The sequence below is a fragment of the Maribacter sp. 6B07 genome, from assembly GCF_002700155.1.
Classification (GTDB): Bacteria; Bacteroidota; Bacteroidia; order Flavobacteriales; family Flavobacteriaceae; genus Maribacter; species Maribacter dokdonensis.
Genome location: NZ_PDUT01000004.1, coordinates 739,522 through 756,201 on the forward strand (window position 1 = coordinate 739,522; position 16,680 = coordinate 756,201).

At 34.7% G+C, this 16,680-nt stretch carries 16 protein-coding genes; 8 read left to right on the forward strand and 8 right to left on the reverse strand.

Going from position 1 to position 16,680, the window contains the following annotated elements:
- The first annotated feature begins 33 nt into the window (after positions 1 to 33).
- A complete protein-coding gene (locus tag CSC80_RS17540) occupies positions 34 to 2,541 on the forward strand; it encodes a cation-translocating P-type ATPase (RefSeq protein WP_099193239.1) in 2,508 nt (835 codons plus the stop codon).
- On the opposite strand, the gene upp is transcribed toward CSC80_RS17540, so the two are convergent.
- Together upp and CSC80_RS17550 are read right to left on the reverse strand one after the other, a co-directional pair.
- Complete coding sequence (upp, locus tag CSC80_RS17545; RefSeq protein ID WP_099193240.1) at positions 2,542 to 3,195, reverse strand: uracil phosphoribosyltransferase; 654 nt, start codon at positions 3,193 to 3,195, stop codon at positions 2,542 to 2,544.
- Positions 3,196 to 3,303: 108 nt separating this feature from the next.
- The gene (locus tag CSC80_RS17550) at positions 3,304 to 4,065 is read right to left on the reverse strand and encodes an SDR family oxidoreductase (RefSeq protein WP_099193241.1); all 762 of its coding nucleotides are present in this window, start codon (positions 4,063 to 4,065) and stop codon (positions 3,304 to 3,306) included.
- A 205-nt stretch (positions 4,066 to 4,270) separates the two neighbouring features.
- On the opposite strand from CSC80_RS17550, the gene CSC80_RS17555 reads away from it, so the two are divergent.
- The 3 genes from CSC80_RS17555 to CSC80_RS17565 are packed head-to-tail and all read left to right on the forward strand — an operon-like array spanning position 4,271 to position 6,841.
- Positions 4,271 to 5,116, forward strand: a complete 846-nt coding sequence (locus CSC80_RS17555) for a universal stress protein (protein ID WP_099193242.1) — start codon at positions 4,271 to 4,273, stop codon at positions 5,114 to 5,116.
- A gap of 16 nt (positions 5,117 to 5,132) precedes the next feature.
- Entirely contained in the window at positions 5,133 to 5,978 is an 846-nt protein-coding gene (locus CSC80_RS17560) for a universal stress protein (RefSeq protein WP_099193243.1), read from the forward strand.
- 23 nt (positions 5,979 to 6,001) lie between these two features.
- A complete protein-coding gene (locus CSC80_RS17565; protein ID WP_099193244.1) occupies positions 6,002 to 6,841 on the forward strand; it encodes a universal stress protein in 840 nt (279 codons plus the stop codon).
- Positions 6,842 to 6,868: 27 nt separating this feature from the next.
- On the opposite strand, the gene CSC80_RS17570 is transcribed toward CSC80_RS17565, so the two are convergent.
- Positions 6,869 to 7,168: a thioredoxin family protein gene (locus CSC80_RS17570; RefSeq protein WP_091603035.1), complete on the reverse strand. Its 300-nt coding sequence runs from the start codon at positions 7,166 to 7,168 to the stop codon at positions 6,869 to 6,871.
- 113 nt (positions 7,169 to 7,281) lie between these two features.
- Between CSC80_RS17570 and CSC80_RS17575 the strand changes: the two genes are divergently transcribed.
- From CSC80_RS17575 to CSC80_RS17590, 4 genes are all read left to right on the forward strand, one after another.
- Complete coding sequence (locus CSC80_RS17575; protein WP_099193245.1) at positions 7,282 to 8,115, forward strand: universal stress protein; 834 nt, start codon at positions 7,282 to 7,284, stop codon at positions 8,113 to 8,115.
- A 5-nt stretch (positions 8,116 to 8,120) separates the two neighbouring features.
- Positions 8,121 to 8,969, forward strand: coding sequence for a universal stress protein (locus CSC80_RS17580; protein ID WP_099193246.1), 849 nt, complete (start codon positions 8,121 to 8,123; stop codon positions 8,967 to 8,969).
- Between the two features lie 64 nt (positions 8,970 to 9,033).
- Entirely contained in the window at positions 9,034 to 9,873 is an 840-nt protein-coding gene (locus tag CSC80_RS17585; protein ID WP_099193247.1) for a universal stress protein, read from the forward strand.
- A 305-nt stretch (positions 9,874 to 10,178) separates the two neighbouring features.
- Positions 10,179 to 10,817, forward strand: coding sequence for a hypothetical protein (locus CSC80_RS17590; RefSeq protein WP_099193248.1), 639 nt, complete (start codon positions 10,179 to 10,181; stop codon positions 10,815 to 10,817).
- Positions 10,818 to 10,828: 11 nt separating this feature from the next.
- On the opposite strand, the gene cls is transcribed toward CSC80_RS17590, so the two are convergent.
- The 5 genes from cls to CSC80_RS17615 form a co-directional block, all read right to left on the reverse strand.
- Positions 10,829 to 12,238, reverse strand: a complete 1,410-nt coding sequence (gene cls, locus CSC80_RS17595) for a cardiolipin synthase (protein ID WP_099193249.1) — start codon at positions 12,236 to 12,238, stop codon at positions 10,829 to 10,831.
- Between the two features lie 405 nt (positions 12,239 to 12,643).
- Positions 12,644 to 14,656: a heavy metal translocating P-type ATPase gene (locus tag CSC80_RS17600; protein ID WP_099193250.1), complete on the reverse strand. Its 2,013-nt coding sequence runs from the start codon at positions 14,654 to 14,656 to the stop codon at positions 12,644 to 12,646.
- Between the two features lie 13 nt (positions 14,657 to 14,669).
- Positions 14,670 to 15,032 (reverse strand): DUF3703 domain-containing protein, encoded by a 363-nt coding sequence (locus CSC80_RS17605; protein WP_099193405.1) that lies wholly within the window; start codon positions 15,030 to 15,032, stop codon positions 14,670 to 14,672.
- A 34-nt stretch (positions 15,033 to 15,066) separates the two neighbouring features.
- Positions 15,067 to 15,483, reverse strand: a complete 417-nt coding sequence (locus CSC80_RS17610) for a transcriptional repressor (protein WP_058105528.1) — start codon at positions 15,481 to 15,483, stop codon at positions 15,067 to 15,069.
- 9 nt (positions 15,484 to 15,492) lie between these two features.
- Positions 15,493 to 16,680 (reverse strand): efflux RND transporter periplasmic adaptor subunit, encoded by a 1,188-nt coding sequence (locus CSC80_RS17615; RefSeq protein WP_099193251.1) that lies wholly within the window; start codon positions 16,678 to 16,680, stop codon positions 15,493 to 15,495.

A 16,680-nucleotide genomic window follows, 5' to 3' on the forward strand; every position in this document is an offset into this window, starting at 1 on the left:
CTTAGTACTTCGTAATTTTAATAAAACCAGCCCATGTTCAATTCTAAAGATTTCGGAATTAACGGACTCACCGACCAACAGGTGGAGGCTTCTAATAATGAACATGGCACAAATTCATTGAACTATAAAAAAGAGAATAGCTTTATAGATGCCCTTAAAAGTATTGCTAAAGAGCCCATGGTCATTTTGCTGCTGATAGCTTCATGTATTTATTTTATTTCGGGTAATTGGCGCGATGGTTTTTTTTTGGCAACGGCAATTATTCTTGTTGGCTCCATATCATTATATCAAGATTCACGTAGTAGAAAAGCATTAGAGAATCTTAGAAACCTTACTCACCCCAAAAGCAAAGTTATACGTAATGCACAGGTTATTGAAATTGATAGCGAAGATATTGTTATCGGTGATTTTTTAATGGTGGAAGAAGGCACTACCATTTCTGCAGATGGCATAATTGTGCATTCTAATGATTTTTCTGTAAACGAATCTATATTGACGGGAGAATCTCTTTCCGTTTATAAAGATGCTACAAGTACCGATAATTCAATTTATGCGGGAAGTACCGTTGCTAGCGGATTAGCAATTGCCCAAATTACTGCTATTGGAAACTTGACCAAACTTGGTAAAATAGGTAAAAGCCTTGAAGACATTAGCGAAGAAAAAACACCTTTGGAAATTAAGATTTTCAACTTCGTAAAATTGATGTCTATCTGGGGAGGTGGTATTTTTCTATTGGTTTGGGGCATCAATTACATGCGTTCCGGTATTTTCCTAGATAGTTTATTAAAAGCTCTGACCTTGGCCATGAGTATTCTACCGGAAGAAATACCTGTAGCTTTCACCACGTTTATGGCATTGGGAGCATGGCGATTAATGAAAATGGGAATTGTGGTTAAACAGATGAAAACTGTGGAGACCCTGGGTAGCGCCACTGTAATCTGTACCGACAAAACCGGTACCATTACGCAGAATAAAATGGCATTAGCCAAGCTATTTACACTAAATACCGGTACAATCGTCAACACTAAGGATATAATTGGAACCAACGAGAGAGAACTTATTACTATCGCTATGTGGGCAAGTGAACCCATACCCTTTGACCCTATGGAAATAGCCATACATAATACATATGCAAGGTCAATAGAAAATGATGAACGCCCTGATTATAAAATGGTTCATGAATACCCTTTAGGTGGTAAACCGCCCATGATGACCCATGTATTTCAGAATGCAGATGGTAAACAGATTATTGCAGCAAAGGGAGCGCCTGAAGCTATTATTTCGGTAGCTAACCTTACCAATACTGAAATTGATATCATACAAACTACACTTACTGAATTAGGTAAAGATGGCTATAGAATGCTTGCTGTTGGTTTGGCTATATTCGAAGGCGAAAATTACCCTGAAGAGCAACAAGATTTTAAATTTGATTTTAAAGGGATTATCGCTTTCTATGATCCTCCAAAAGAAAACATTAAGCAGGTATTGCAAGACTTTGACAATGCCGGTATAGCAGTTAAATTGGTTACCGGAGATAATGCCAATACCGCTATGGCCATCGCCAAACAAATAAATTTTATAGGATACGAAAAATGTATTTCAGGTGATGAGCTAATGCTACTTTCCGATGCTGAACTTCAAGAAAAAGTAAAAGATATCAATGTATTCTCCAGAATGTTCCCCGATGCAAAATTGAGAATTGTTAATGCACTAAAGAAGAACAATGAAGTTGTTGCCATGACGGGCGATGGCGTAAATGATGGTCCGGCTTTAAAAGCATCACACATTGGTATTGCTATGGGTAAAAAAGGAACTGAAATTGCAAAACAAGCGGCTTCTCTTATCTTGGTTGATGATGACCTTTCTAAAATGGTAGATGCCGTTGCCATGGGCAGAAAAATATATACCAATCTTAAAAAGGCAATTCAATATATCATATCAATACATATTCCCATTATTCTTACGGTATTTATACCATTGGCATTACGGTGGGTATATCCCAATATATTTTCACCATCGCATGTTATCATTTTAGAATTGATTATGGGACCTACCTGTTCTATCATTTTTGAAAACGAACCTATGGAGAAAAATTTGATGATCAAAAAACCTAGACCTTTTTCAACTACTTTTTTCAACTATAAAGAACTGACCACTAGTGTTATTCAAGGCATAATCATTACTGTTGGTGCATTGACGGCTTATCAATACTCGGTATCGTCAGGTTTCTCTGAAAACACTACACGTACCATGGTATTTATGGTGTTAATCGTTGCCAATATCTTTTTGACCCTAGTGAATCGTTCATTCTATTATTCTATTTTCACCACCTTGAAATACAAGAATAATCTGGTTCCTATTATTATTAGTCTAACTATCATACTCTCATTGATATTATTGTACGTGCCCGTTCTAACCCGCTTCTTTGAGTTTGACAGTTTAACTATACCTCAATTAGGCACTACAATAGTTATAGGTGCTATTTCTGTACTATGGTATGAAATAGTCAAAGGAATAAAGCGTAAAAAGAAAAATATATAATTATAGCTTTTGGCCATATGCAAGATCACCGGCATCACCTATACCTGGAATAATATAACCACGGGCATTCAATTCCGGATCTACTGCCGCAATCCATAAATGCGTCCCAGTCGGGAAAACGCTTTGTACAAACTCAATACCCTGTTGCGAGCCAATAACAGAAACAATATGAATTTGTTTGGGTGTGCCATGGTCCTTTAGACCTTTTAACACATTTTCCAAAGTTCTACCGGTAGCTAACATAGGGTCTGTTAACACCAATACCTTACCTTCTAGAGATGGTGCCGCAAAATAGTCGACCACGACTTCAAAATCATCTTCATTATTTTCATGTTTACGGTAAGCAGATATAAACGCATTTTCAGCCGCATCAAAATAATTTAAAAGCCCTTGGTGCAATGGTAAACCTGCTCTTAAAATAGAACATATAACAACTTGATCTTGACTTAAATGCATAGATTTATTACCAAGCGGAGTTTCTATATCTTTAGAACTGTAAAGCAACTCTTTACTGAATTCATAACCTAGCACCTCTCCTATGCGTTCTATATTTCTACGAAATCGCATGGGATCTTTTTGAATCTGTACATCGCGTATTTCGGAAATAAATTGATTAAGAACTGAATTTTGGTCTCCTAAATTATGAATGGTCATTATTGCTATATTTTAATTCTAAGGTACTGTTTTCAAAAATAAAACTTGACAGTTTAAATGTGATCATTTATACTATCAAGTTTTACAAAAATTACGATGAACTAATACTTAGGCGTTCAACATACCCCCATCAATAAGGTGGGTACAACCTGTTATATATTTACTTTCATACGATGCTAGAAACAATGCAAGTTCAGCTACTTCTATTGAGGTGGCATAACGACCAAAAGGTACTGTAGCCGTAAAACCATCTTTAACAGCATTTGGGCTATCAGGAGACATATCACTTTCTATTCTTCGCATCATTTCATTATCTACAGGACCTGGATGAATAGTATTTACCCTTATAGTTCTAGATGCATTTTCCGCAGCCGCAACGCGCATTATACCTACTACGGCATGCTTTGTAGCTACATATGCGCCCAAACCTGCAAATCCTTTTAAACCTGCAACAGATGATGTTATGATAACACTACCACCCTCTTCCATTTTAGGAATTATGTATTGACACCCCAGCCAAACACCTTTTAAGTTTACCGCAACTACCTTATCAAACACATCTTCCGGATATTCTACAATAGGCCTTGAAATGCCTTCTATGCCAGCATTTGCAAAGAAAACATCAATTTTACCAAAGGTCTCCAAAGCATGGTTCAAATACTGAATAGTATCTTCTTTCTTAGAAACATCCGCTTTAAAGTAAGACACATTTTTATTATGGAGTATAGTACGTGCTTCAATTATGGCTTCTTCATTATTATCTACCAAAACTACTTTCGCACCTTGTGCCAAGAATAATTTTGCCGATGCCATACCAATGCCACCCGTACCTCCTGTTATTACCGCTACTTTATCTTTTAATCTGCTCATCTTTACATATTTTATGGTTATTGAGTTACCATTCTTCTATAAATGTAATTTGTTGAACAAGAATATAATATGACGAATATCAGTCATCAGCAAGTGCTAGTTTTTTTCTTTTAAATTACTTGTATATCATATTTGGCTCATGATATTTATCATAGGATTTTTTTATGCACTCCTTTACTTTTAAATCATCAATAAAAGGTAAGCCATGAAAAATATTCTCATACCCACTGACTTCTCTAACAATGCCGATCACGCCATCTCGTATGCATTGAATGTGTTTAAATGCGAACGCGCAAATTTTTACTTTTTACATGCGTATGCCGATGAAGTTTACGGACCTTATCATAAGGTAGATGCAGAAACATTTGAGAAACAGAAGAAGACTATTGCTGATGATTCTGAAAATAAACTAAACAAACTTGTTACCGAAACCCAAACTAAAACGCATAACCCTTTACATAAATATGAAGCAGTACCCGCTTTTGAATCTTTGGTAGATGCCTTGAACAACCTTGCCGATTTAAAAAATATTGATCTTATCATATTGGGTACCAAAGGTAAAACCGCCAGCTCTAAAATAACTTTTGGAAGCAATACCGTACAAGTTTTTAAATATGTAAAATGCCCTGTTTTGGCAGTCCCAGACCAATATGATTATAGCCAACCTAAAAAAATACTTTTCCCCAGTAATTACATGATACCGTACAAACGAAGAGAATTGAAGCTACTGGATATTTTAGCCGGAGAGTTTAAGGCTGAGGTTCATAGTTTATATATTTCTGATTTTGTTGATTTAAGCCACAGGCAGTTGGACAATAAAAAATTCTTGGAAGAATCATTACCTCACGCCAGGTTATCATTTGTGACCAAAGGTGTAGAAAATAGAGCCAAAGCCATCTCAACTTATATTACCGATCATAAAATGGACCTTTTGGTCATGGTAAATTCAAGACACTCCTTTCTGGAAGATATGCTGTATAAATCTACTATTGATGAAATTGGTCTTTCACCAACCATTCCGTTTTTGGTCATGCAAAACCTTTCTCGATAACTAATCTTCTATAGCCATGAAAAATTTATTGATTACTACGGATTTCTCTGATAATGCATGGAACGCCATTTTTACCGCGTTGAAAATATATGCAGAAGTCGAATGCCACTTCTATTTACTTCATGCTTACGAGCCTACCCCTTTAAATCTTATGGGTGCTAAAAGTCAGCAACGACTTGGAGCAATATATGATTCTCTTTCAAAATACTCGGTTCAAGAATTAGAAGAAGTACTATCCTATTTAAAAACAAACCATAAAAACCCAAAGCATCAATTTACGACCTTGTCAAAACCGGGAAACTTAGAAACCGCGGTTGAGAACGTTATCCATAAAAATGATATAGATTTTTTAATAATGGGTACACAAGGTGCTACAGGTGCCAAAGAGGTTTTCTTGGGAAGCAACACCGTAAAAGTCTTAAAGCATATCAAGAACATTCCTGTACTTACGGTACCTACCGGACATAATTTTCAAAACTTGACCCAAGTAATCTTTGCTACGGATTATAGTTCAGCTTATAAGAAAAGTGTATTAGAGCCTATTCTAGAACTTTCTAAAATATGGAAAGCTTCTATTGAAATTGTACATGTTGCTTTGGAGTTTAATTTAAACGACAATCAAGAATTACATAAAGATGTACTTAGGGAAAGACTCACCGGTCAAAAATATAAATTCAGTAACATTCCGTTTGTCATAAACATATCTACAAGTATTGATGAATATGTAGGTAACAATACTGCCGCAATTCTTAGCTTAATTAGACATCAACATTCATTTTGGGAGAAAGTTATAGGAGAACCGGTTGTCAACAAAATTGCATTTCATTCTAAAATTCCGGTTTTGTTTTTGCCCCAATACTAATTAGTCAAAATTAAACGGTCACCATGAAAAACATATTAATCCCTACCGACTTTTCCGATAATGCCTGGAACGCTCTTATATACGGAATTACATTCTTCAAAAAAACGCAATGTACCTTTCATATTGTGCACATCAACGCTATAAATACCAATTCTAGTGGAGAAGCCGCATTATATGTTTCACCAGATATTTTAGAAGAAACCATACTTGCGGAGCCTAAAGAAAAGCTACAGCATCTATTAAAGAGAATTGAAAAACTTCCATTAAATGCAAAACATAATTTTAAAGTTCAGGCTATATATGGTTTTCTCATTAATGAACTAAAGACTTTGGTGATCAATAAAAAAATCGATTTAATAATTATGGGCACAAAGGGTGCTACGGGACTTAAATCAGTATCCATAGGTAGTAACACCGGTAATGTTATTACCAAAGTTCCCTGTAATGTAATGGCTGTTCCTGAAAATGCATGTTATGAAAATATTCATGAAATTGGTTTTCCCTCAGATTTAAATATCGCTTATGATATCAAAGTCTTGGAAACGATAAAAGATATAATTCTTCTAAAAAGATCTGCCTTACGCTTACTTTATATTTCTGGCGCAAATGAAGCGTTGAGCCAAAATCAAACTAAAGTCAAAAATTTCATATTAGATTATTTTAAGGATAATGTTTGTACCTATCATAATATCACAGGAAAAAACATAGACGAATCCGTACAATGTTTTACCGAGAGCAGAAATCTTGATATGGTAATCATGGTAGCAAAAAATCTTAATTTTCTAGAACGAATTCTTTTTAGGCCAACAGTTGAAAAAATTAGTTACCACACCAAAGTACCATTTCTGGTTATACATGAGTAACAAAGAAGGTTTTATAGCAAAAGTACTTTAACGATGTTCATTTATTGCCAATCTAATATCCTCAATGGGCATAACACCTGTATGCCTCCACATGGGTAAACCGTTCTTGAACAACACCAAGGTAGGTACACCCTTAATTTTATATTTTTTTACGATTGCCTTTTCTAGCTCTACGTCTATTTCAAGACTATTGATCGCTGTTGCCCCTTCTTCTACTATTTTCTCCACTGTTGGCCTCATAAGTTTACAGGGTACACACCAAGATGCAAAAAAGTACACCAATGTGGGATTTTCCGAGGCTATGGTCTTTTTAAAAAGCTTTCTCATTACACACTACTTTTATACTATATAATAACCAATTAAATACTTTTCAATACTGACGAATATCATACTATAATCTACCTAATGAAGGTAACTTTATTCTATTAAATTATAGTATTATGACACGTATTTTACTACCTACAGATTTTTCTGAAAACGCATTGACCGCTATACGGTATGCCCTAACACTATACAAAGATCTTAAATGCACATTTTTTCTATTGAACAGTTACATGCCGCCGGTATATCATACAGAATATTTAATGGGGAGTCCGGCGCAAATTGGTCTTGGAGATATTGTGCAACAAAACTCGCAAGATAATCTTGAAGCACTAAAAAATACACTAGAAAAGGAATTTAATAATCCCCTTCACACTTTTATCACCCATTCTGCTCTAAATGTACTTTCTAGCGAAATCACTAGAACCGTAGAGGCAGAAAAAATAGATGTCATTGTCATGGGTACGCAAGGTGCTTCTGGGGCCAAGGAAATATTATTGGGCACCAACACCGTACATGTCATTAAAAATGCAAAATGCCCAGTTTTGGTCATCCCTTCGGGCTTTAAATATGAAGCTCCAGAACAGATACTATTTCCAAATGATTTTGAGGTATGGCTAGACAAGAACAGTTTGGCACAACTACTGAAAATTACCAAATCGCACGTTTCTCAAGTAAATGTAATTCATGTTTACACAGGCGATGAATTAAATACCACACAACAAAAAAATAAAGAACAACTTGCCAAAGTGTTATCCGAAAGTGGCTTTTTTCATGAAGTACCCTGTAATGAAGTTATAGCTGCCATCAATGAATTTCAGATTAAACAAAAAATAAATTTATTGGTAATGATACAGAACAAACACACCTTTTTTGAGCGTTTGTTCATTGAGCCTGTCATTAAGAAAATAGGCTTTCATGTAACCGTTCCATTCTTGGTAATTCCACAATAAAAGCTATGAAAATTAAAAATATACTTGTTGCAACGGATTTCTCCAATGAAGCGTATAATGCCCTTTTTTATGCAACACAGATTTTTGCCGAAAACCAATGTACTTTCTACCTGGTCAATGCATATGATGACATTGTGGTCAGTGCCAAAAATGCATTATTTACAGGTCAGAAAGTTTTAAAAAAGCTTGAAGCCAGCTCAAATGAAAATCTGACTAAAACCGTTCATAAAATTATTTTGGACACAGCTAACGACAAGCATTTATTCAAAACCATTTCAAGCAAAGGAAGTCTGTCTACTTTAATTTCAAAAACATTGGTGGATTACAAAATTGACCTCATTGTTTTAGGCAATAAAGGAAAAACAGGAGCCAAGGAACTGTTTATGGGCAGTAATACCATACAGATCGCAAATACCATTACACAGTGCCCAATCTTGGCAATACCCAAAGAAATTTCATTTAAACCTATAAAAGAAATTGCCTTTGTGACCGATTATAAAAAAGGGTGTACCAAAAGCACGCTATCTATGTTATTGAACATTGCAGCCATTACAGACGCCTCGGTAGCGGTTCTTCATATCAATGAAGAAGAAATAATGTCTTCAAAGCAAATTTCCAATCAGAAATTACTGGATAAATGTTTGCTTCACATACCACATAGTTATGATGAAATCTGGAACTACGCAGACAAAGCCAATGTTATTCAAGATTTTATAGTTGAAAGAGAAATAAATATGCTGGCAATGTCTTATCACCGTAGAAGGTTTTTTCAACGTTTTTTACATGAACCTGTAATAATGGATTTAAGTATCTATGCTACAGTTCCGTTTTTAATACTACCTGTACAGGACTGATATATGTCATAGTGAATCAAATGGTTAGCGCATATATTTATTGAACCATCTAAATCATTCCATAATGAACAAGCGTATTTTAATACCTACGGATTTTTCTAAAAATGCCCTTAATGCCATTAGGTACACCATTGATCTGTATGCAAAACTTAATTGTGACTTTTATTTTCTAAACGTGTTCAGTTTTGAAAAATATACGACCAATAGTCTAAATATACCTGAAGAAGGAAGTGCAGAATATTTATTAGCAAAACAGGAATCAGAAAAGAAACTTGATAAACTGATCAACACCCTTAGCTTACATGAAGAGAACTTTAAACACAATTATTTTACAGAATCTACAGCCAATTTTCTTTCAGAAGCCATTAAGCAAAATATAAAAGAGAAAGATATTGATTTGGTCGCAATGGGGACTAAAGGGGCTACAGGCTCTAAAGGTGTCCTATTTGGCAGTAATACCGTTATAGCCATGGAGAAAATTAGAGAATGTCCAATACTGGCCATACCAGAACATGTATCGTTCATGTCGCCTAAAGAGATAGTTTTTCCAACAGATTTTAAAGATGTCTATAAAAGATCAGAATTTAGATACCTTATAGAATTGGCTAATATGCACAATGCCGAAATTGCCGTATTGTATTTAGAAAACAATAAAGAACTTACAGAAACCCAATTAAGTAATAAGCAATTATTATCATCTATTTTAAGTGAGACCAAACATCAATTTCATACTTTAAAGGAGAAAAATTTGGGGAAGGGTATACAGCTTTTTGTTGAAAGTAGAGAAAGTGATATGGTCTCTTTCATTAACCGTAAACATTTCTTTTTTGGCAATGTCTTTTCTAAACCATTGATCAAAGAAATTGGTTACGATAGTGATGTACCCATTTTAGCATTACACTAGTAAGTTTATTTGATATTTACAGTTAACAAGAAGTAAGAATATTTTAGACATTTTTAGTTGGTTGATGTCTAAAATTAAACCGTCAAAGAATTCTTTTCATTGGCGGTTTTTTATTCAAAAATATTTGTTGTAAGATTTAGAAATGCCAACGATGGAACTGCCATATTCCAAAACTAGAAGAAAGTATTAACCTATTTCTATAAAACAGTCTTATAAGCTGCTGTACTATAAAATAGAACTGACAATGGTCATTTTTACAACCTTGGATATAAAGTACCTTCGACAGAAATAAAACATACTGTGTCATGAAAAAGTTTATGGTTTTGTTCTCTTTAATGTTGATGGGCTGCTCATCTATCAGTTTAGTTGAAAATTGGAAAAATCCGGATATTGTACTTTTCAACGCCAATAAAGTACTTATAGTTGGCATGGCACAAGATAAAAATAACAGGGAAAGCTTTGAAACCAAACTACAGCATGAATTTTCTGAAAGAGGGGTTGAGGCATGGCGAAGTATTGATATTTTCGACTTATCACTTACAGATTCTCGTAAAACCGAAACCGAATTGGACAATGTAGAACAGAGCTTACTAGATAAGGATTTTGATGCTATTCTATTAACCAAAATTACAGGCTCTGAAAATCGTGAAAGCTTTGTAAAATCTATTTCCAGATGGGATGACCACCAATCTAGATTCAATGACGATTACTTAGAACACCAAGGTATTTATTACGATGACAACTACTATGAAAAATTTACTGTTTACCATGCAGAGACTACCTTATATTGTATCTGCGAAGGAAAGGAAAGAGCCATGATTTGGCGTGGCATTATTGAAATAACAGAACCCGATAATATTGAAAAGGCAATAAAAGACTATGTAAACATGGTTATCATAGCTATGGAAGACCAGGATTTGGTCTTTACTTCCCAAATAGAATAAATACTAATATATTAGAACAACGGACTAAGTACCCTGCCTATCCCTTCCTGTAATTTCTTGGTCCACTTTCTTTTTATGTATTCTTCGTAAATCAATTCATTACTGATACTACAATCTTGTAAAAAATCCTCTTTTAAAAGTTCGGCGATATGTTTGTGGTACATAATAGCATTGACCTCATAATTCTGTTCAAAACTACGGTCATCTAAATTTGCCGTTCCAATAGATGAAACCGCATCATCACTTACCATTATTTTACTATGTAAAAAACCATCTGGAAATAGATAGATTTTTATACCAGCTTTCAAGAAAAGTTCAAAATAAGAATGTACAGACCAACTTACTACTTTATTGTCTGCATTCTCAGATACCAGTAACCTAACATCTACCCCACTTAAAGCCGCAGTCTGTAAAGCTCGTATCAATGCCTGACCCGGTATTATATAGGGGTTGGTAATATACACATATTCTTTAGCCATATTAATAATGGTAAAATAGGTTTGCTCCAATGCCGGAAAATCATCATCTGGACCACCGGCAACAATTTGTACCAATTCATTAGTTATAAACTCAATAGAATCGTTCTGCTTTATTGGTATAGACTCTAACAATTGTGTACTGACCAAATACCAATCTGTCATAAATACTTGGTCCAATTGCGTTGCAGCAGCACCAATAAGTTTTAAATGCATATCATGCCACTTACCCAAACCAACCTGCCCTTTAAGGTATTTATCAGATATATTTATTCCTCCTGTAAATGCAATTTCACCATCGATTACTATAATTTTTCTGTGGTTTCTAAAGTTTAGGGAATAAAAATATCTACCGAACTTAAAAGGTAGAAAAGAATAAACTTCTACCCCTATTTTAATTAATTCTTTTAGATATTTCTTTCTCAATGAGAAACTACCAATGCCATCATATATTAACCTTATTACAACACCTTCAGCTATTTTTTTCTCGAACAATTCTAACAACCTAGATGCTAGATCACCTTCTTCAAATATGTAATATTGAATATGAATTCGTTTGGTGGCGCATTCCAAAGCATGAAAAATAGTCTCAAAGGTTGTTTTACCGTCTTTTAAAATAGTTAGGTCATTACCCGTAGTAGGTGGAAAATGTGAATTCCTATAATTTAGCGCCATCAATTTTTTATACCTACCATTGAATTCATTCACATGCTGATGACTAGGTTTAGGTTGTTTGTTAAAAAGGTCTTTTTCCAGTTCAATAAGTTTATATCTTCTTCTGTTTCTGCCCAACAAGAGGTAAAGGAAAATTCCACCAATGGGTATAGCAAATATTGCAAGCAGCCACGCCAAACTTTTTGTTGGTTTTGCCCCGTAAAGTAAAATTGACAGCACAATAGAAAATGCCACAACTACGTAAATACCTATAAATATTGAAGTCCACATCGTTTATGCCATTTTACTAACCATCAAATCCCAGACTGCTATTAATGCGCAAAATAAGATTCAATTTTCAAAGAAAATATGATAAATATTAGTCTAACAATTTCTCGCTTTTCTTTTTTGTCCATTGCTATATAATTGAATATGATAAATATAACTTGTATGACCCCTCAAAAGTTATTGTGGATTATACACAAGGAGATAATATAATACGATACCTCATTCTGATAAAACTCCTAAAATTTCACATATGAAGCTATATGGAAATTGGAATGTACAGCAGGAAAGCCAAATAACAAAGTTCCTTTTTAAATTATACAAATAATTCTATTATATTCTTTATTTATAATTTCAGAATACAAATGCAGTTATTGACGACAATTAGATGTATCCTGAGAGCTTAACATATTATCTATTTTGGTAGCCCAATAACCTTAACGCATTGATAACTACAATTAGCGTAGAGCCCTCATGGATAGCCACGGCAATGCCAATATTAGCCCAACTCATTATAGTTGCAGGGATTAACAGTGCTACCACCCCCAAACTAACCCATAAATTTTGCTTAATAACCGACTTTGCTTTTCTACTCAAACCTATTGCAAAAGGAAGTGTTTCTAACTTATCTGCCATTAAGGCAATATCTGCCGTTTCTAAAGCTACATCACTACCTGCTGCACCCATGGCAATACCAACAGTACTGTTAGCCATGGCTGGAGCATCATTAACGCCGTCACCAATCATTGCGAGTTTATTTTCTTGCTGTGCAAGTTTTCTGATGGCCTCTACTTTTTCTTCTGGAAGTAGACTTCCAAGCGCTTCTGTTAACCCAATTTCCCTAGCTACGGCATCTGCCACTTTCTGACTATCACCGGTTAGCATTATCATTTTTTTAATACCAATTTCCTTTAACTGAGCAAGGGTTTCCTTGGCTTTTTCTCGAGGCGTGTCCATTAGCCCAAGCATACCTATAAATTCATCATCTCTTTTTATTAGCATAGTGGTCTTTCCTTCCCCTTCAAGTCTTCTTACCTTTTCCGAAACTTCGCTTGGAACACCATTATGAATATCTTCAAAAAGTTCTAAATTGCCTATGTAAATAGTATTTCCTTGATAGTTAGCTTTTATACCCTTTCCTTGAACGGCTTCCAAATCATCTGCATCCGGTATCTTAATGTCTTTACCAAGCTTTTTCGATCCATCCCTTACAACAGCCTTCGCCAAAGGATGATCACTCAATTCCTCTACGGCAACAGCTATTTCTAACAACTCTTTATGTCCAATATTTCCAAAACTTTCAATATCGGTAAGTTTTGGTTTTCCTTCCGTTAGGGTTCCAGTTTTATCAAAGGCTAAAGCGGTAAGTTCTCCTAAATCTTCCAATGGCCTGCCACCCTTTATCAAAACTCCGCCACGCGCGGCTCTGGCTACTCCACTTAATACAGCAGAAGGGGTAGAAATTGCAAGAGCACAAGGGCTTGCCGCTACTAATACTGCTAATGAACGGTAAAGACTTTCACTCCAAGTTTCGTCAATAAGCAAAAAAGCAAAGTTGAGCGCTATTACCAGTATGATTACTGCCGGCACATAATACCTCTCAAATTTATCAGTCAATAATTGTGTGGGCGATTTTTGATCCTGAGCCTCTTGAACCATTGTAACCAAACGATTTAATGTAGAGTCTTTAGCTTCTTTAATTACTTTTAATTCAAGCGTATTATTACCATTGATAGTTCCTGAAAACACACGGTTTTCATCAGGTATATCACTTTTTGAGGTGTACTCCTTCTCAGGATATTCAATGGGTAACTTATCTACTGGAACACTTTCTCCTGTAATTGGTGACTGGTCTACACTACTATTTCCTTTTACAATAACACCATCGGCAGATATTTTGCTATTGGGCCGTACCACGATAATATCACCAACCTTTAGCTCCTCAATACCCACTTCAACAGTGTCGCCAGCTTTCTTTAACAATGCTGTTTTAGGCGCCAGGTCAGTCAATGCCGCAATGGATTTTTTTGCCCTTCCCATAGCATAGTTTTCCAAAGCGTGACCCAGACTAAAAAGGAACAGCAACAGGGCACCTTCTGCCCATTCACCTAAATAGGCAGCTCCTGCGGCTGCGACAAGCATAAGGAAATCAATTTCAAATTCGCCCTTGGCAATTTTAGTAATGGCCTCTTTTAAGGTAAAATATCCTCCAAAAATGTAAGATAAAATATAGAGTACGAATGGAACACTCTCCGAAAGCTCAGAAAACTTTTCTATTAGAAATCCAGTTATTAAAGTTACTCCACTTAAAATGGCAAAATAAAGTTCAGTGTTCTTTCCTAAAATTCCGTCATGTTCGTGATCATGATTATCAGAATTCTCGTGATTATGTTCCCCTGTTGTTTCCGTAGTTATTTTTTTCATGCATCCTTATTTTTCATTTTGTCTGAAATAGCTTGTTTATATCCTCGGGAATATTCATTCGTTTTAATGGTGGAACATTGGCACCTCCTGTATTGCCAAGCGGCACATGATCAATAAATGATTTCCAACCACCAACAAATAATCTAATTATTTGACCAAATACTTCCTTACTGTTACTTTGCTTTAATCCAAACTTTAGCATTAACCAATGTGAATAGGTATGTTCTATTGGATAAGATTGACCTATTATATGACTTCTTTCTAAATGATGCCATGCATTTGCATAATCTTTATTACCTAGAAATTCTTTATATAAACTAATTTCTTTATCATAAGCTATTTTTAAATGCCTTGTTATCTTATAATTAAATTTCATAATATTATTAATTAAAATATGCCCAGAAATTACATTACTGTCCACTACATTTATCGCAAATTCCTTTTACAACTAAATTTACATTCTCCGCATTAAAACCACTTGGTAAATTAATGTGTGGTATTTTATGTTCAGTTAGACAAATTGTATTATTACAAACATTACAGTGAAAATGTAAGTGTAAATCTTTTTCAACATCACAGTTACAGCCTACTACACAAATAGCATATTTAGTAATACCAGTACCATCATCAATTTGATGAACAATTCCATTTTCTTCGAATTTTTTTAGAGTTCTATATAAAGTTGTCCGGTCTGCCTTAACAAAAGCAGACTCCATATCACTCAACGTTACAGCAACATCCTTATTTACAAGGAACTTATAAATTAATATACGCATTGCCGTTACCCGTATATCTTTTGACTCTAATAGTTTTATAATTGTTTTCATATTAAATAATTAGTGTCCATGCCCACCTTCTTCTTCTCCATTTTTTGCCTTTGCCAAAAGAGTAAAAGCATCATTTAATACAATGTTCATTTTGGAAATGTCTTTGGTTGTATCCCCCATTGTGATTGCTACAAAACCGTCTTCTTCATTGCCTTTGTTAATTTCAATCATCTCAAAATCATTCATTAATTGTTCACCTTCTTTTCGATTACTTAAAGATTTAAAAATATAATGATTGCCGTTGTACCTGACAATGGCTTCTTCCGGAACAGTATTTTGCTCTAAAGCTTCCACTTCAATATTTGCATTGATAAACATGCCAGGTAATAAGTTCTCATTCACTTCTTGTAAATGACCATGGATTGTAATTGATCTATCATCACGTACATTATTACCTATTAGAAACACTTTGGCTTCCATCCATTCATTAGGTGTATTTGCCAATCTAAACCGAATACGTTGTCCAATTCTAATAAGCGGTATATCATCTTCATAAACTTTGAGTTCTACATGCAAATCAGATGCGTCAGTAACATCCATCAAAACATCTTGTGGATTGAAATATTTTCCGGTATTGATATACACATCTCGAACAATACCATTAATTGGAGAATATACATTGATAACTGAAGAAATCTTACCTTCTTTTACGCTCGATGGGCTTATCCCTATTAACCGTAACTTACTTTCTAAAGCTTGAACATTGGCCTTATTAGTCATATAATTGCTCTTAGCTCTTTGAAAAATTTTGTTGGATGTCACCTCGGCATCGTTCAATGTTTGTTGGCGTTCAAAATCCGCTTTGAAATATTCATCATTTGCTAATGCTTCTAAATAATTTCTTTGAAAATCAATGAATTCTGGGTTTTCCACGGTCGCAATTACTTGTCCTTTTTTTACTCTACTTCCTGGAAGCATTTCAGTATATTTTAAAAACCCACCATAAGGGACAGTTACAGAAATATTCCCTTGTGGTGGTACGTCTATCATACCGTTAACTGAAATTTCGTGACCTATTTTTCGTTTTTCAACTTTACCAACTATAACTTCAGTTTGTGCAAATTGTGCTTCTGTGAGCTCAACGATATTCTCATTTTTAACTTTATTGATTTTTTCAACAACCCCTGTTTTTTCTTTACATCCAATTGTGAATATCAGTGAACTGCACAGAATTATCTTATATATTATATTTTTCAT

Excerpts from the sequence above, each read along its gene's own strand:
- CSC80_RS17540 (WP_099193239.1), top strand. The coding sequence starts at position 34 with ATGTTCAATTCTAAAGATTTCGGAATTAACGGACTCACCGACCAACAG.
- upp (WP_099193240.1), bottom strand. The coding sequence starts at position 3,195 with ATGACCATTCATAATTTAGGAGACCAAAATTCAGTTCTTAATCAATTT.
- CSC80_RS17550 (WP_099193241.1), bottom strand. The coding sequence starts at position 4,065 with ATGAGCAGATTAAAAGATAAAGTAGCGGTAATAACAGGAGGTACGGGT.
- CSC80_RS17555 (WP_099193242.1), top strand. The coding sequence starts at position 4,271 with ATGAAAAATATTCTCATACCCACTGACTTCTCTAACAATGCCGATCAC.
- CSC80_RS17560 (WP_099193243.1), top strand. The coding sequence starts at position 5,133 with ATGAAAAATTTATTGATTACTACGGATTTCTCTGATAATGCATGGAAC.
- CSC80_RS17565 (WP_099193244.1), top strand. The coding sequence starts at position 6,002 with ATGAAAAACATATTAATCCCTACCGACTTTTCCGATAATGCCTGGAAC.
- CSC80_RS17570 (WP_091603035.1), bottom strand. The coding sequence starts at position 7,168 with ATGAGAAAGCTTTTTAAAAAGACCATAGCCTCGGAAAATCCCACATTG.
- CSC80_RS17575 (WP_099193245.1), top strand. The coding sequence starts at position 7,282 with ATGACACGTATTTTACTACCTACAGATTTTTCTGAAAACGCATTGACC.
- CSC80_RS17580 (WP_099193246.1), top strand. The coding sequence starts at position 8,121 with ATGAAAATTAAAAATATACTTGTTGCAACGGATTTCTCCAATGAAGCG.
- CSC80_RS17585 (WP_099193247.1), top strand. The coding sequence starts at position 9,034 with ATGAACAAGCGTATTTTAATACCTACGGATTTTTCTAAAAATGCCCTT.
- CSC80_RS17590 (WP_099193248.1), top strand. The coding sequence starts at position 10,179 with ATGAAAAAGTTTATGGTTTTGTTCTCTTTAATGTTGATGGGCTGCTCA.
- cls (WP_099193249.1), bottom strand. The coding sequence starts at position 12,238 with ATGTGGACTTCAATATTTATAGGTATTTACGTAGTTGTGGCATTTTCT.
- CSC80_RS17600 (WP_099193250.1), bottom strand. The coding sequence starts at position 14,656 with ATGAAAAAAATAACTACGGAAACAACAGGGGAACATAATCACGAGAAT.
- CSC80_RS17605 (WP_099193405.1), bottom strand. The coding sequence starts at position 15,032 with ATGAAATTTAATTATAAGATAACAAGGCATTTAAAAATAGCTTATGAT.
- CSC80_RS17610 (WP_058105528.1), bottom strand. The coding sequence starts at position 15,483 with ATGAAAACAATTATAAAACTATTAGAGTCAAAAGATATACGGGTAACG.
- CSC80_RS17615 (WP_099193251.1), bottom strand. The coding sequence starts at position 16,680 with ATGAAAAATATAATATATAAGATAATTCTGTGCAGTTCACTGATATTC.